The 15,977-nt window shown below is 50.0% G+C and carries 14 protein-coding genes; 10 read left to right on the top strand and 4 right to left on the bottom strand.

What is annotated here, in order from left to right; all coding sequences use genetic code 11:
- The first annotated feature begins 5 nt into the window (after positions 1-5).
- From ACNA05_RS01730 to ACNA05_RS01710, 5 genes are all read left to right on the top strand, one after another.
- Positions 6-1,610, top strand: coding sequence for an amidase (locus tag ACNA05_RS01730; RefSeq protein WP_415809649.1), 1,605 nt, complete (start codon positions 6-8; stop codon positions 1,608-1,610).
- Positions 1,611-1,694: 84 nt separating this feature from the next.
- Positions 1,695-2,582, top strand: coding sequence for a type II secretion system protein N (locus ACNA05_RS01725; protein WP_415809648.1), 888 nt, complete (start codon positions 1,695-1,697; stop codon positions 2,580-2,582).
- 3 nt (positions 2,583-2,585) lie between these two features.
- Positions 2,586-4,481: a type II secretion system secretin GspD gene (gene gspD, locus ACNA05_RS01720; RefSeq protein ID WP_415809647.1), complete on the top strand. Its 1,896-nt coding sequence runs from the start codon at positions 2,586-2,588 to the stop codon at positions 4,479-4,481.
- Positions 4,481-5,206 (top strand): type II secretion system protein N, encoded by a 726-nt coding sequence (gene gspN, locus ACNA05_RS01715; RefSeq protein ID WP_415809646.1) that lies wholly within the window; start codon positions 4,481-4,483, stop codon positions 5,204-5,206. The genes gspD and gspN overlap by 1 nt, the downstream gene beginning before the upstream one ends.
- Positions 5,207-5,215: 9 nt before the next feature.
- Entirely contained in the window at positions 5,216-5,680 is a 465-nt protein-coding gene (locus ACNA05_RS01710; RefSeq protein WP_415809645.1) for a hypothetical protein, read from the top strand.
- On the opposite strand, the gene ACNA05_RS01705 is transcribed toward ACNA05_RS01710, so the two are convergent.
- Positions 5,667-6,140, bottom strand: a complete 474-nt coding sequence (locus ACNA05_RS01705; protein ID WP_415809644.1) for a prepilin peptidase — start codon at positions 6,138-6,140, stop codon at positions 5,667-5,669. The two genes, ACNA05_RS01710 and ACNA05_RS01705, sit on opposite strands and share 14 nt — an antisense overlap.
- A 145-nt stretch (positions 6,141-6,285) precedes the next feature.
- On the opposite strand from ACNA05_RS01705, the gene mgtE reads away from it, so the two are divergent.
- The 4 genes from mgtE to ACNA05_RS01685 all read left to right on the top strand — a co-directional run bounded on the left by mgtE (position 6,286) and on the right by ACNA05_RS01685 (position 10,877).
- On the top strand, positions 6,286-7,671 hold the full coding sequence (mgtE, locus tag ACNA05_RS01700; RefSeq protein WP_415809643.1) for a magnesium transporter: 1,386 nt from the start codon (positions 6,286-6,288) through the stop codon (positions 7,669-7,671).
- A gap of 102 nt (positions 7,672-7,773) precedes the next feature.
- A complete protein-coding gene (locus ACNA05_RS01695) occupies positions 7,774-9,315 on the top strand; it encodes a lysozyme (RefSeq protein ID WP_415809642.1) in 1,542 nt (513 codons plus the stop codon).
- Between the two features lie 187 nt (positions 9,316-9,502).
- A complete protein-coding gene (locus ACNA05_RS01690; RefSeq protein ID WP_415809641.1) occupies positions 9,503-10,381 on the top strand; it encodes a hypothetical protein in 879 nt (292 codons plus the stop codon).
- A 64-nt stretch (positions 10,382-10,445) separates the two neighbouring features.
- Positions 10,446-10,877, top strand: coding sequence for a DUF1489 family protein (locus ACNA05_RS01685; protein WP_415809640.1), 432 nt, complete (start codon positions 10,446-10,448; stop codon positions 10,875-10,877).
- A gap of 10 nt (positions 10,878-10,887) precedes the next feature.
- On the opposite strand, the gene ACNA05_RS01680 is transcribed toward ACNA05_RS01685, so the two are convergent.
- The 3 genes from ACNA05_RS01680 to ACNA05_RS01670 form a co-directional block, all read right to left on the bottom strand.
- Positions 10,888-11,556: a glutathione S-transferase family protein gene (locus ACNA05_RS01680; protein ID WP_415809639.1), complete on the bottom strand. Its 669-nt coding sequence runs from the start codon at positions 11,554-11,556 to the stop codon at positions 10,888-10,890.
- Positions 11,557-11,632: 76 nt separating this feature from the next.
- Entirely contained in the window at positions 11,633-12,499 is an 867-nt protein-coding gene (gene panC / locus ACNA05_RS01675) for a pantoate--beta-alanine ligase (RefSeq protein ID WP_415809638.1), read from the bottom strand.
- Positions 12,500-12,520: 21 nt separating this feature from the next.
- Positions 12,521-13,777, bottom strand: coding sequence for a D-alanyl-D-alanine carboxypeptidase family protein (locus ACNA05_RS01670; RefSeq protein WP_415809636.1), 1,257 nt, complete (start codon positions 13,775-13,777; stop codon positions 12,521-12,523).
- An 841-nt stretch (positions 13,778-14,618) separates the two neighbouring features.
- On the opposite strand from ACNA05_RS01670, the gene ACNA05_RS01665 reads away from it, so the two are divergent.
- On the top strand, positions 14,619-15,965 hold the full coding sequence (locus ACNA05_RS01665) for an amidohydrolase family protein (protein WP_415809635.1): 1,347 nt from the start codon (positions 14,619-14,621) through the stop codon (positions 15,963-15,965).
- Positions 15,966-15,977 lie beyond the last annotated feature (12 nt).

The following is a 15,977-nucleotide window of genomic DNA, read 5'->3' as shown; positions in this document are numbered from 1 at the left end:
ATTTTATGTCCGTTAAGAATTTGATAATATGTACGGGACTGACCGCAGTAGTGCTGGCTGGGTGTGAGCCTCATCCTCCTGAACCTGTTGAAAAAGTGGTGGAAAACGAGCCTGCTGAAACTCAAACAGATTTAGCGATGGCCTATAATGACCCTGAAGCTTATCGCGGGATAAATCCGGCGTCAGAGCAAACTTCGGTCGAGCGTGTTGAATTTTCCCTCGATCGAATTTCGAAGATTGATAAGGCAGGACCTCATGTGCAGAGCGTTTTAACGCTAAACCCCGAAGCTCTGAATATTGCAAAATCCTTGGATGCAGAAGAAACAGAGCGGGGTCTACTTCACGGCGTTCCTGTCCTGATAAAGGATAATGTTGAAACAAAAGACATGCCGACGACTGCCGGAAGCTATACTCTCCAGAAAAATGATACCGGGCGGGATGCGCCGCTGGTCGAAGCTTTGCGTGAGGCCGGAGCCGTTATTCTGGGTAAGAGCAATCTCTCTCAATGGGCGAATTTTAGGTCTACAAATTCGACGAGCGGGTGGAGCGCTCTTGGCGCGCAAACTAAAAACCCACACGCGCTAAACCGCAGCCCTTGCGGTTCCAGTTCTGGTAGCGGCGCTGCGGTCGCTGCAGGACTAGTACCTGCGGCTATCGGGACGGAAACTAATGGTTCTATCATTTGTCCCGCCGCGATGAACGGCATAGTTGGTTTCAAACCGACTGTGGGACTCATTTCCCAAGATTTGATTGTCCCGATTTCGTCAACGCAAGACACGGCGGGGCCAATGACTTTAACAGTGGAAGATGCCGCCATTATGATGGACGCCCTGACAGGGGAGGGGTCTGCTTGGAGAGACGCCGCTATGGCGGGTACGTTACAAGGCAAACGCATAGGCGTATTGAATTTTGCGCGAGGAGATGTCGAGGGCGTAAATACCAATTTTGATATGGTGCTGGAAACGCTCAACTCTCAGGGCGCGACCTTGATTGAGATTAATGAATTTGAGCCGCCGGAGGAATTTAACAAGGCTTCTTTTGATGTACTTAAATATGAATTTAAGGCGACGCTGAATGAGTACCTTGCGGAAACGTCTCCTGATGTGAAGTCCAGGACACTGGCCGACATTATTTCCGAGAACGCCGCGACTCCGGCCGAAATGGCTGTCTTCGATCAGGACATTTTGGAAATGTCGGAAGAGCTCGGTGATTTAGAGGGCGAGGAGTATAAAGCCGCTCTGGCGCTCGTTTTAAAAACAACTCGGGATGACGGTATCGACAAAATGATGTCCGAAAATGAACTGGACGCTTTAGTCGCGCCGAGCACGGCGCCGACCTTTCTCATCGATCATGTTTACGGGGATAATTATCCCGGTGGGACTGGGGCGGGGTGGATTGCGGCGATTGCTGGCTATCCTCATATCACGGTTCCGATGGGATCGGTCAAAGATCTGCCGGTGGGCGTATCATTCATGGGGCAAGGCGGCGATGACAAAGCGATCATGGCCATCGGATATGCATTTGAGCAGGCAGGCGGAGATCGCATAACCCCCGGATTTATCAATGCAATTGAACAATTGCCGAAGACCGGGACTGTGTCACGGAATTGACACGTAGACTTGTTAACCGCACGTTTTAAATATGCATGTTGAGGCGGCCATTTTGGAAGGCCGAAAAGGGAATTAGCTCGCCATATGACGGTATTAGCGACAAAAACACGAGCTAAAGAGGCGAGCGGCTTGGCCTTGACGTTCTTGCGCTTGCTTCAAATCTTTTTGCTTATTGCTTTGGGCTGGGTATTGATTCGGGCCATTCTTCTATTCACGAACCCGGAGAGTATCTGGACGGCTCTGCCAAATGTGTCTCCGGTTGCCGCAAACGGCTCTTCAACGGCGGAGCGGCTTTATGATTTTTCAACGGATCCCTTTCGGTTGCCCCCCTCTGACGGAACGGGTCCCGCGGTCGTCGCGGAAGGGTTCGATGCGCCCGAAACAACCTTGAAAATTGTCTTGCTCGGACGGTTCGCTGGAGGAGCTCAGATTGCAACCCTGAAAACGCCGGATAACCGAGAAAAGTCTTATAGCGTTGGTGATGAGGTGATGAACGGCGTGACCTTACAAAATGTCTATTCAGATTTTGTCGTGCTCAATGTTAACGGAGAAGTTCAACGTTTAACGTTTCAACGCGACAGTCGAACGGGATTGTCCAATGTGGAAACCGATACAGCTTCTCAATCTGTCTCTGTTGGAGATACCTCGGCGCAGGCTACGGACACTGACACAATTTCAACAATCCCGGGGCAGAACGCTGATTTATCTAAGCTGATCCAATTGGTGCAAATCAATCCAAACTTTGATCAGGGGCAATTTGCCGGATTTTCTATAAAAGGGCGAAATGACGACGCAGTGCTGAAACAATTTGGACTTCAATCCGGAGATGTTATTACAGCCGTTAATGGTGATAGTCTGTTAGAGGGCGCGCCTGACTTGCAAGGGCTTGTAAGGAAATTCAGCAATGCGACTCAGGTACAGCTCGATATTATTCGCGACGGTCGTCCCGTTACTGTACAAATCGGATCTTAACTTATGATGCAATTTAAACCCCAAGTGAAATCCTGCCTTGGAGGCTTTTTGACTGCGACGGCCTTGGCGTTTGTGCCAATGGCGGCGTCAGCTCAGAACGCTGGAGAGCACGTCATAACTATGCAGGATGTGGATATTCGTTCTTTCATAAATGATGTGGCCACTGTGACGGGCAATACGTTTATTGTTGACCCGAGAGTTCAAGGACGCGTGACGATTAGCTCCGAGCAGTCCCTGTCTAAATCCGAAGTCTTTGAAGTGTTTAAAGATGTCATGCGAGTGCATGGATATACGCTGGTTCGTACGGCGACAGGGGAATATCGTGTCACTTTGTTGCAGGGCGCCGCTGGCGAGTCTCCTTTTGTGGATGGCAACGGTATTAATGGCCGTCTTGCTACAACGGTTATCAAATTAAATTATGAGGATGCAGCTGAGGCCGCGCGCCTTATTAAACCTGTAATGCATAGTCAGGGATTGGTGACAGCCAACCCTGAGGGGAATATAATCGTCATTACGGACTTTCCTGAAAACATCCGCAAGGCCCGCGAGATTGTCGCCGCGATGGATACGGATGGCTCCGTTACAGAGATCATTCAGCTCCGACAGCTCAGCGCGATTGACGCCGAAGAAGCTCTGAAAGAACTTGCCGGCCAAAAACCGCGCGTAAAGGTCGTGGCTATATCGGGATCTAATTCATTATTGATTGAAGGCCCGCCGCAGGATGTTGCCCGCCTTCGGCCTGTTGTAGAAAGCATGGATGTGGGTTCCATTGCCCCGCGCGGTGCGGTCAGCGTTATCCCGCTAAGATTTGCAAATGGGGCCACTTTGGTAGAGGTTTTAACAAACCTTTTGCCGTCCTATGCCGTTGACGGAAATCCCGCCCCGACCGTGGCATATGATAGTTTCTCAAATACACTTATTGTCAGTGCTGATGCTGAAACCCAAGCCTCATTGGAGGGGATAATCCGCCGGCTTGACGTTCGCCGCCCACAAGTTCTCGTAGAGGCGATAATTGTCGAAATCTCTGATACGGCGGCCAAGGAATTGGGCGTCCAGTTCGCTGTTGGAGGCATTAACGGGAATACGGTTCCTCTGATTTCGTCTAACTTTAGCGCCGCGCCAAACATTTTGGCTCTGACAGGCGCCTTAGCCGGGGATGAGATTGGCTTGAATATTGATCCTTCGGCGCAAACCGCAGCATTAAATTCCCTTAGCGCGCTGACCGGCGGAACCGCCGGGATTGGCGGCATCAGCAATGACACGCTCTTTGGCGTTATTGCCAATGCGCTGGAGCGGGACGAAGAAAGTAACATTCTTTCCACGCCGTTTGTGACCACGCTGGACAATGTACCAGCGACATTTTTGGTTGGACAAGAAATTCCGATTACGACAGGGGAAAGCCTGGGGTCAAATAACGTCAACCCATTCCGAACGTTTGAACGCAAAGAAGTCGGTATTAAGCTCAATGTTCTGCCGCAAATCAGCGAGGGCGATGTTGTCCGGTTGGAAATTGCCCAAGAGGTCAGTTCAATTGCCGGGGCTGTAACCACCATATCTCAGGACTTTGTCACGAATAAACGTCAAATTGAGACAACTGTCCTTGCCAATAACGGCGAGATAATTGTTCTGGGCGGTCTATTGGAAGACGATGAACAAATAACGGTTGAAAAGATTCCGTTGCTCGGTGACGCTCCGTTAATTGGCTCACTTTTCCGAAATAAAGATAAATCACGCGTCAAAACCAATTTAATGGTTTTCCTTCGCCCAACGATTATTCGGGATGCCGATGATGCCAGACCGCTCACGCAAAGCCGTCTGAACAGGATGCGCCGGGAGGACATTAATCAATCCGGAAGAGACGTTTCCAAAATTGATGACTTCATAAGTAGCGGACAATAATGAAACGTCTGTTTTGGTTGTTACCGGGCGTGATCCTCGGTTTAATTATATTCCTGCCTTTGTCTTGGGTCGCGCCTATGGCTCTGCCTGCAACTTTAACGCAGGATGAAACGACTTATCGCGGAACGCTTTGGCGAGGTGACATCACTGCATTAAGGGATATCAAATCCGTTCAATATCGTCTTAACCCTGCGAAGTTTTTGGCGGGCGGACCCCCAGTGCAAGCTAAGGTGACGGGGACAGGCTTGCAGGTGGACGGTGCCTTTGGCCAATACGCCGCCGAGGATATCAACTTCCGGATTAATGTGGCTAATTTGCCCATGCCTGATCCGCGGCTTCAAGGGCTGGCGGGGCAGATCAATGTCAATATTCAAGAGATTGAATGGGACACGCAGGCTAAATGTAAAGTGCTGAACGGGACGTCTCGTACAGACGTCTTAATGCGTAACCGGGCTTTGTTTTCATGGGAGGGGCCAGCTTTGGCAGGACCGCTTTCTTGCGATGAAACGGGGAATTTTGTTTTTAATATGGCTGGGAAGGATGATCTGCAATCCGTTTCGGCAACAGTTTCAATTTCGGCGTCCGGCCAATATAATTCTGATATTCGCGTTCTATCCCGCGACGTGGAGGCCGCTCAGGTGTTGCCACTTTTTGGATTTGAAGAACGCAGCCAAACGCCCGAGGGGGTAGAATTTCGCTTGGTTGAACAAGGCAAGTGGCGTTAGGCTGTTCCTGTGAGAAATACTAAATTTATATTCCCGGCCCTCTTTTTTGCCTGCGTTTTAAACGCTTGCGGGACGACAGCTGGATCGACGGCAGATAAGGTCAGTGAACCTGCTTCGGTTCGTACAGGATTGTCCCCGCAAAAATTGTCTCCCGGTGAATGCGGGTTGTTTATCTGGACCGCGAATGACGCCCGGAGTTTTATTGGGTTCGAAACTTCTAATGTTGCGAAACTTTACCTTGATGAGAAACCAATGGCGGTTACTCGTGAGGATGAGGGCGAGTTAAACGCCTTGGAACGCCGATATAAATTACCGGATGGGCAAAATGTGCCGCTGTCTCTAGAGCCGGGGAAGGACCTAAAAGGCGGAGAAAGTTTTTCAGGGCAGTTGACCAGCAAGACGTCAGAGGGTTGGGATCGTGTCACGCCCATTGTTGCGCTAGCGAGTTGTGCGCCCCGAATTAGTGCAAAGTGATATAGCTTTGGCCGAGCCAGATTACAGCAATCCCCAGAGATAAAAACGGACCGAAGGGGATGTTGAAGTTTCCGGTTCTGGCTTTCTTCTTTTGAGAAGGCATTTGAGTGAAGACCAAGCCGCATAGACTTGCGATCAAAATTATATAAGGCAGCCCGAGACCACCGCACCAAGCCCCGCCGGCAGCGAGTAGTTTTGCATCACCCCTGCCGAGTCCGTCTTTGTTATAAATTCTGCGAAAGACATATTCGAGGCTTACAAATCCCGCATATCCAATTATAGCGCCGAGAATAGACGCAATGAGAGAAAACGAAGAATTATAATAAGCAAACAGAAAACCGATAAAAATAAGCGGCAATGTCAATAAATTTGGCAAGCGGAACGTTCTGACGTCAATCCAGGCGAGAGCCGTGAGTGCCGGCAATAGAATGCAACCGAATAAAATATAACCTGTTATCATGCTCATATCCTGTGCTAAACTGAGTAAAGTTCAGATGAAACTGATTTCGCTTTGACCCCCGTTTCTTTTTGAAGCAAAGGCCACGTATCAACAATCACGGGTTTTTACTTAATTATCGCTATCACCAAGAGGGAGGCGTTGCGCAATGGATACAACAGACCAAACTCTGGAACGGGATGAGGGTGAGATTGATCTATCCGGAGACGATCTCGGAACAGAGCTTAAACTGGCGCTTGAGATGGAAGATGATCAAGCCATGCTTGGGTCTTTAAGTGACCTTCATCCGGCGGACTTTGCTGACCAGCTCGAAGAATTAACGTCTGAAGAGCGCGTTGAGCTGATCTCTCGCGCGCCTCAGTTGATTTCCGGCGATCTACTGGCAGAGCTAAAAGATGAGGTCGTGGAAGATATTCTACCCCTATTACCTGCCTCTCAGATCGCGAACGCCCTTACTCTTATTGATAATGACGACGCGACGCAGATCGTTGAGGAGATGGAGGACGCACAGCGCGAAGATGTGATGGAGGCTCTTGAGCCAACTGAACGCGCCGCATTAGAAGCTTCACTTGCCTTTGATGATGAAACCATTGGCCGGTTGATGCAGCGAGAATTCGTGGCTGCGCCGCGCTTTTGGACTGTCGGCGATACAATTGATCATATGAGGACTACGGGAGAAGAGCTCCCTGACCTGTTCTTTAACATCTACGTCATTGATGCGGACTTTAAACCCCTTGGCTATGTCCCGGTTTCCAAATTAATGCGCTTGCCGCGCAAAGTGATGCTGGAAAGCGTTATTGAAGACTTGATCGTGACAATTGACCAGGATGTTGATCAGGAAGAAGCTGCCTATTATTTTGAAAAATACCACCTAATTTCCGCTCCGGTTGTCGATAAAGACGGCCGTATGGTCGGTATGATGACGGTGGATGATATCCTCCATATTATTCAGGATGAAAACAAAGAAGACATTCTGGCCCTTGCGGGGGTAAATGATGCGGGCCTAACCGATACGGCGTTCAAAACCGTTAAATCCCGGGCGCCGTGGTTGTTCGTCAATTTGTTGACAGCTGTACTGGCCTCTATTGTTATTGCACAATTTGATTACGCCATTTCCCAAATCGTAGCTTTGGCTGTCTTGATGCCAATTGTCGCCTCTATGGGCGGTAATGCCGGCACGCAGGCTCTCACCGTGGCCGTGCGGGCTTTGACAGAACGTGACCTGACTTCTCGAACGGCGTGGCGGGCTGTGCGCCGTGAGGCTTTGGCTGCTTTGATTATCGGTATAATTTTTGCCGTGGTACTTTCTCTGATTGCCTTTGTCTGGTTTGGGAATCCTGAACTCGCCTTAGTGGCCTTTATCGCTATGATAATAAACCATTTATTTGCTGGCATTGCGGGTGTCAGCGTGCCTTTGGCGCTGAAGCATTACGGAGCAGACCCGGCGGTCGCCTCCTCTGTCTTCGTGACAACTGTCACAGATATAGTCGGGTTTTTCGCCTTTCTTGGATTTGCCGCCATGATGTTGCTCTAACCGTATTTTCTTTCAAAAACTCTCGTTGAAAGCGAAAATGGCCTGAAACTTGCACAGTTACGCGTGAAACCATGCGTGATTTGTAACAGTTTGGGACGAAAAATGAGCACTTTGACCGCTTCACACGGGCTAACCCTGTCATCGACTGGCTTGAAACTCATCAAGGCCTATGAGGGTTATCGCCCTGTGGACCGCACACTTGTTTCCGGTCATAGGGTTGTAGGCTATGGGCATCGTTTATTTAGTGATGACCCCATTCAGATGTCTAAGTCCGAAGCTGAAGAGCTATTAATATCTGACCTTCAGGCTTTTGAAGACATGATAAATGAAAATGTACATGCGCCCCTGTCGCAAGGTCAGTTCGATGCGCTGGTGAGTTTCGCTTATAATATTGGCCCGAAAGCCTTTCTAAAATCCGATACTTTGCGTGCTCTTAATAATGGCCGGCCTCTGGACGCCGCGAACGGGCTAGATGTCTGGCGAAAGTCGACCATCGACGGCAAAACCTATGTCGTTGATGCTTTAATGCGCCGCCGCACCGCCGAAAAGGCTTTATTTTTAAGGCTAGACAAGAAACCTCGTCCGGCCCCCAGTGTTGATCTGCCGCCCGTTCAGGATGAGGATATGGCCGCGTTATATACCGACGACGTGCTGCCTGTCTTTACCCAAGATGAAACTTCGGGTGTCGTTGCCAGAGCGCCTTATGACGCTCAAACGACGCCAACCCGCCGCCGCGAGGACGGACCAGCCGGTATTTTGATGCTGAGCGAAGTCGTTGAACCAGAGACACTCTATCAAACCGAAGAAGATGCGGTTGATGACTTTTCGCGCGTGTCTAGCTTTGATGAGATCACTGAATTTGAGACACCTGAAACACCAGATGATAGATATACTGAACAAATCGATGATACAGAGACTGAGGCCGCTGCCGAAATTGAAGATAATGGGCAAAGGTCTCCCAATAGGTCTGTTATAGCTGACGCTGCTGCCGATATTTCTGATCGTCTAGATGCCCTTATAGATAAGGTAAGCGACGAAGAGACCTCCACAACCGAAGACTGGCCGGAGGCTTTAATACAAATGGAAAGCTCTACAAAGTTAGAGGACACTGACGGTCCCGAAGTCGTGAGTGAAAATATTGACGCGGGCGATATTAAAGACACGGCTCAAGACAAAACTTTGACCACCCCATTAGAGAATAATAACCTCGTTGAGTTTCCCGGTAGAAAAGATGAGGGAAACGAAGCGCTCCAAGTTGTGCGTGATGATAATGAGACGCGCGTCCCATCAAAAGCCGAGATAGAGGCAGCAGTCTTTAGCGAGGCAAAGACTAAAAAGACTGATGTAACCGTTATTGATAACCTTCGTGAGGATGACGCAATGCGCCATCACATCACCAGTACGGAGCGTTATATTGAACGTCACGCCCCTGAGGAAGAAGAGAACGAAACGGGAAATCTCGGTTTCTGGATGATTATGCTGACGGGCTTCATTTTGCTGGGGGGCTCTTTAGCTGCAAGTTTGAGGGGCGCGGAGAGACTTCTGGGGGAGTGGGGGCCTCTGCTCATATTATCCGGATTAATCATCGGCGCGGTTATGGTTTTAGGCGCAGCTTATTACGCGCTTCGAAGGGCTTTTCGGTAAGATAAGTCATTTTTAACCATACCCATATTTTAAGCCTCGAAACATACAAAAAATAAAGGACTTCCCCTTATATCCGGCGCAAATGGCGCAATGTTAGGGCGTATTAAGTAAGAATGGGTGACCTCAAATGGCTGAAATAATTACAAATTGGACTGACGAGAAAACACATAAATTCCAGAAGGAGATTATGACTTTCAGACATAAACTTTCTGAAACGGGATTGTTTACGGATGACGCTTTGATTGAGCTTCTGGAGAAACATCCCCAAAATATGCTCGATGTCTGTACGATGGGGGAATCAAATGACCCTGAATTTCCGAATAAGTTTCGAACGGGCGATTTTCGCGACGTTCCAGGAAAAGTGCTGATAGAGGCTGCCAAAGCGGGAAGAGTCTGGATTAATGTTCGTCAGGCAATGACTGTCCATCCCGAATATAAGGCCGTTCTGGATAATATGTATGGTGATTTGTCCAAGCAGAGCGGAACAAACGTTTATAACGCCAAAGGCGGTATTTTGATTAGTTCGCCAGTGGCTCGAGTGCCCTATCATTTCGACAAAACAGAAACGATATTGTGGCACGTTCGCGGGAAGAAGGTGCTTTATATATACCCCATGACGACGGAGTTTATTCCTGACGAAGCCCACGAAAACTCAATAACAAATTACATCGATGATGATTTGCCCTACAAAGATTATTTTGAAGACCATGCGAAGATAATTGAATTAGAGACCGATCAAGCGGCAACCTGGCCATTGAACTCGCCGCACCGGGTGGATAATCAGACGTTTTGCGTGTCCGTAACAACAGAATATTCAACGCAACAAAGCGCCATGAAGAATGCCGCTATGTTGACAAACGCTACATTACGCCATCGTTTGGGGATGAACCCGAGCTACAGCAGAGACGGCGCCGTTACCCGTCAGATTAAATCAGCATTTGGCCGGATTATCAGTAAAGCTGGGTTGGTTCCGGATACGACGCCGACGGATATGGTAACATTTAGGATAGACCCGGACGTGCCGGATTATCTTGTAGATACAGAGCCGTTTGAACGCAGATTTTAAGATCCTTTCGACTGAAACTGTAAACGCCCCTTAGAGAATCGTAACCGCCGCGTTATGCAAGTGTGTGACCCTACATTTGCAAAAACTCTCTGTTGGTTCTGAGTCAATTTCGACATTGCGAGATTGGCAGAAGGTCATTGTGGAGCGCCGCAAAAGTAAGGGTCAATCCCCCAATCACGTTCATGTCACGCGGATGACGCCTAAACGTAAAGACGAATTGCTTGATGGGGGCTCCCTTTATTGGGTTATCAAAGGTATTATCCAATGCCGAAATAAAATTGTTGGGTTTGAAGAAACGACAAAAAATGGACATCGGGCCTGCGCCATAGTGATGGATCCAAACCTCATTCCGGTCGTGCCGACCCCACGCCGCGCCTTTCAGGGGTGGCGATACCTACAGGCAGGCGACGCGCCGGATGATCTAACCGGGCCGGGCAGCGGCGAAGAGCTGCCTCCGGCGCTTCGTATGAAGCTAGTCAATCTCGGGGCTTGGTAATTTCCTAAATTTAAGTTGGGATGCCTGTATATTTCCCGTCTTTTTCGACGGCCCGTTTAAAAGCCGGTCTGGTTGTCATCCGTTCAACATAATCCAGACAATTCGGATAATCGTCCAATAAGCCCCTCATTCCGGCCATTTCCAGAGTATAACCGAGTGCAATATCTGCCGCCGTTATACGGCCGCCAGCGACATATTTCGACTCGGATAAATCCTGCTCCAGAACAGTCAAAATAGCTTTTAATCGGGGTTTAACGAAACCTGCCTGCGTCATCCCCAAAACTTTCTTTATGAGAGGGCGGATGAGGCCGGGCGATCTGGACGTCGTAATTGTTAAAACCAGACTCATAGTCAGTATGGACTGGAGGCTGCCTTGTGAGGCGTGGAACCAGAACAAATATTTTTCACGATTTTTCGAGGTGGGTCCGGGGCGCCAGGTCTCTGCGTTGGCTTTGTCCAAAATATAATCAATAATCGCGTTACTCTCGGAAAGAGCCACATCTCCGTCGGTGATCACTGGCGCGGTTCCAAGCGGGGAGATAGCTTTATATTCCGCAGGGGCCAACATGGTTTTCGGATCCCGGTCATACATTTTAAAATCATATTCCATACCGAGTTCCTCAAGCAGCCAAAGAATACGGATGGATTGGGAATTTTCGAGATGGTGTAGCGTAATCATGAATTAGCCTTTCGGGCTGAACCGGTTTGAAATAAATTTAGTATGTAAAATGTCGGCGCCTCGGCAGACTATCACACTATTCTTTCGCATTCACGGCGCAATTATCAATGAGCCGCACGCCTTTGCAATGGGCGGCTATAAGCAAGCGAGACGGAGCGTTTAATACCCCGCCTTCCAAAACGGTGAGGGAGTTTTTACTCCGTGTTTCGACATAATCCACGTTTGAAAACCCAGCTTCTAACAAGGCTTTGGCGGCGTCCTCAGCGGCGCGGTCCACATTTCGACCGCCTTCCATTTCCTCAGCGCAGGCAAACATGATTTTATTGAGGCGACGCGCAATTGTGAGCCCGTCTTCGTCAAAATATTGATTTCTGGAAGACAGGGCGAGACCATATTCGTCCCGGGCAATCGGCGCGCCGATGATTTTTATCGGCATGTCGAGGTCTTCTACCAATCGCCGAATGGTGGCGAGTTGTTGGTAATCCTTCTCGCCGAAGACCGCTGAGTCGGGCTGTACACGATTAAAGAGTTTGGTCACGACGAGAGAGACGCCGTCGAAAAAAGTCGGGCGATGGTCGGTCTCAAGACCTTGCGCAACGCCGCCAACTTTGACCGTGGTGGCGTGATGAACGTCATACATAGAATCCGGGTAGGGAATATAAATGAGGTCAACGCCTTCTGCGGCGAGCTTCTCTGTATCAGCGGCTTCTGTACGGGGATAGGCTTCCAAATCCTCGCCAGGCGCGAATTGGGTCGGGTTGACGAAAATAGAGACGACGACCCGTTCGGCCTTTTTCCGGGCTAGCCTTATCAGGGTGAGGTGTCCTTCATGCAAAGCGCCCATTGTCGGGACAAAGCTGATGCGATCGCCTGAACCCCGCCACTCAGCAATCTGGCCGCGCAAGTCTTTTTGCGTTCGGGAAATGAGGGGAGATGACGCCATAAAGCGGAAGAGCCTGAGAGGTTACGAATTAGGTCCGATAATCAAGCACCCATGGCGGGTTTTGACAAGCGCTTTACAGCTCGCCCGCGCCGATTGTGCGGAAAGTCCCGTCATACGCGCGGCGATCATGGCTCCACGGGGTATTAAAACGGGTTTCGCGGTGGCTAATTCCGGAAGAAGCCCAAGACTGTCGAGATGCGCTTTAGCGGAAGCTTCTGTCTGAAATAGACCAAGTTGTACCGACCAATTGCCGTTTGGGAGGCGAAAATTGCGCCCGCTGGAAGCAGGCAGCACGATAGGCGCGTCTTGTCCGCGAAGGCGAAGCACGCTCGGCGGCGTAGAGGGAGAATCTGAATTTTCTGACCCTTGTGTCTTGGCTTTTGCGCGGGACGGTTTGTCGGGACGGGAAACCTTCGGGGCCTGCGCGACTTTGATTGTTTGCGGCGTCACCCCCATGACATCAAAGCCTCGGTCAATCAGGTCAGCCATATGTGAGTTACGGGATGCGCCGCTGGCTCCGCCCAAAACAACCGCGATGAGACGCCGTCCGTCCCGTTGCGCCGAGACGATGAGGTTATAGCCGCTATCATTGGTATAACCTGTTTTAAATCCGTCCACGTCTTCGCGCTCGCGCAGGAGCCTGTTGGTATTCAAATAAGTGCGTCCGTTAAACCGAAACGACTTCAATCCGAAATAATGATAATGCCGACGGTGATTTACCAGAACAGCATTGGCCAGTTTCGCCATGTCCCGGGCTGTGGTGATTTGTTCTGGATGGGGGAGGCCATTCGCCGTTTTAAAAGTCGTCTGGCTCATCCCGAGGCTTCGCGCTTTGGCGGTCATCATTTCGGCAAACCCGGCCTCTGATCCCCCCAGGCGTTCCGCAAGAACGACGGCGGCGTCATTTGCGCTTCGCACGGCGATGGCTTGCATGAGCGTGTCTATACTGACCGACTGTCCTGTCCGAAGACCGATATCGACTGGCGGTGTCCGCGCGGCGACAGCAGAGACTTTAACCTTTTCCTCCAGTCGAAGCTCCCCGCTATTTAAAGCGTCAAAGGCGAGATAAAGCGTCATCACCTTTGTCAGTGAGGCCGGATAGCGAAGCTCGTCAATCTGCCGGGCGTGAAGAATGTCGAGATTATCCGTATCCACAATGATAGAGGCGTAACGCCCCGTTGGCTTCTCGGTGGCCAGGCTTTGTGCATTGGCGACGGCAGGCCAGAAATTGGCAAGCAAAATCAGGGCTGTCACAAGAAAAGCGCGGCGCATAGTCATGGGATAGGAGGGACATCTTTCGAGAGGGTTAATATATCCATCCGAACGACGCAGCGCGAAGCGAGGTTAGTAAGGATGCGACGGCAGTTTCTTTAACAGTTTTAGCCGCCCTTGCTTTTCTAGTCGTCATTGTCCGACTTGATCGGGCAATCCATGCGACTCTGTTTCGAAAGGTGTGATTTTGAAGTCGGGCGTAAGCAAAAGCCTCAAAGTACCAATGATAGACCTCATTTAGTTGCCATTTCACCATATGGATTACCCGGTCGAGCCGGGTAATGACGGGTGAAGAGAATGTGATCTTAACTTCTGAAGTTTGCATCGCCCAAGCCTTTTATTCAACTCGCCATCTGGGGTCGAGCGTCTCACGGTTTCCTGATAAGAAGGACAGTCCGCAGAGCTTCGGCTCCTACCGGAGACCGAAGAGAATATGTGTTTCGCAAAAGCCAAAGCTCTGCGGCAGCGATTTTATACCCGAGCGGCCTCTTGTTTCTCCGACGGTCGCACTCACCGGGTTTATCTCAGCCCGACACTGCACGGTACGGCAGGCTCACACTCATGGCAGGCCCGGCACAGTTCACCCTGTCACAGGTGAATGCTCAACCTCGCCGCCTCCTGAACCAGAACCTGACGCGTTCCTGTCCGTGTTCAGAAGAACGAGTTTAATATAACCTAACTTTGTGAAGTGGGGATGGAGTTTTTATTTTTTCAAATAATTCAAATAGATAACGGGAAAATAAACACGGATCTTTTTCTACACTCCGTACTCCCTAAAGAAAATGTCACTGGTTTCCAGATGGAGAATGGGTAGGTTCGGATAATAATTTATGTCTCGGGGGTCAGAATGCTGCGCCGCAAAATCATGTCACGACTAAATATTATCAGCCAAAGCATATTGGCGGCGCTGTTTCTTTTTAGTGCTGCTGCTTTGGCTCAGGACGGTCCTATGACGGCTTTTGTGAATGTATCCGTTTTACCTATGGATGGTCAGACCTCAAACGGTTTGAACGTTTTAAATAACCAGACGGTTCTAGTTTCAGGTGACAGGATTCTGAGTGTTTCGGACACCGAGACGACAGGTATTCCCGAAGGCGCAATTCTGATTGACGGTGAAGGGCAGTACCTCATGCCCGGTTTCGGGGAAATGCATGGCCATATCCCGCCCTTGTCGCAAGGTAAGCAGCAGGTCAATGACACGCTTTTTCTTTATCTTTCCAATGGCGTCACGACCGTTCGGGGCATGTTGGGCTCGCCGGGGCAGCTGCAATTACGCGAAGATGCCAAGGCGGACGAACGTCTTTCCCCCACGCTTTATTTGGCCGGGCCAAGTTTCAATGGAAACAGCATTTCCTCGCCAAATGAGGCGGAAGAAAGCGTGACCACTCAAGTAATGGAAGGGTGGGATTTGTTGAAAGTGCATCCCGGTCTGACCCGCGCGGAATATGACGCTATGGCCCTGCAGGCAAAGAGGCTGGAAATCGACTTTGGAGGCCATGTTCCAGAGGAAGTTGGGTTAATCCATTCTCTGGTCGCCGGACAAAGAACGCTGGATCATCTGGACGGCTTTATTGCTTATCTTGATGGATTCTCAAATTTAATTTCCGATGATGAATTTCGCGAAATTGCCCGCAAAACAAAAAACGCGGGTGTAGGAGTCGTGCCAACCTCTGCACTTTGGAAAACCCTGATTGGCGCCGGAAATCTAGAAATCTTAAATCAGTATGACGAGTTGAAATATATCCGCGCCGAAACTGTGCAGAACTGGCGTGACCGGATCGGGTTTCTGACCGAAGGCGACCCGCAAATACACGAACAGAACCGCCTGAAACTGCTAAAAATTCTTCAGGAGGAGGGCGTCGAAATTCTGTTTGGAACGGACGCGCCTCAGCTGTTCAGTGTTCCGGGCTTTTCGATACATCGTGAAATCGATGCGATGGAGGAAGCCGGACTGACCAATAGAGACATCTTGATAAGCGGAACATCTGCTATCGGAGCGTATTTCAAAGACGTTGATAGATTCGGGACGGTGGCGCCAAATATGCGCGCCGATCTGATTTTACTGGAAAACAATCCCCTGGACGATCTTGATAACTTGCAATCCCCCGCAGGCGTCATGGTCAGAGGTATATGGCTTCCGCGTGAAGACATTGAGGCTGAACTGGCGGAGATTGAAGCCCGCGCTCGCCCATAACATCCCCATGTC

It is taken from the genome of Litorimonas haliclonae (assembly GCF_965138505.1).
Classification (GTDB): domain Bacteria; phylum Pseudomonadota; class Alphaproteobacteria; order Caulobacterales; family Maricaulaceae; genus Litorimonas; species Litorimonas haliclonae.
The sequence above is the reverse complement of the archived record's forward strand: the minus strand, read 5'-3'. Positions and strand labels throughout refer to the sequence as shown.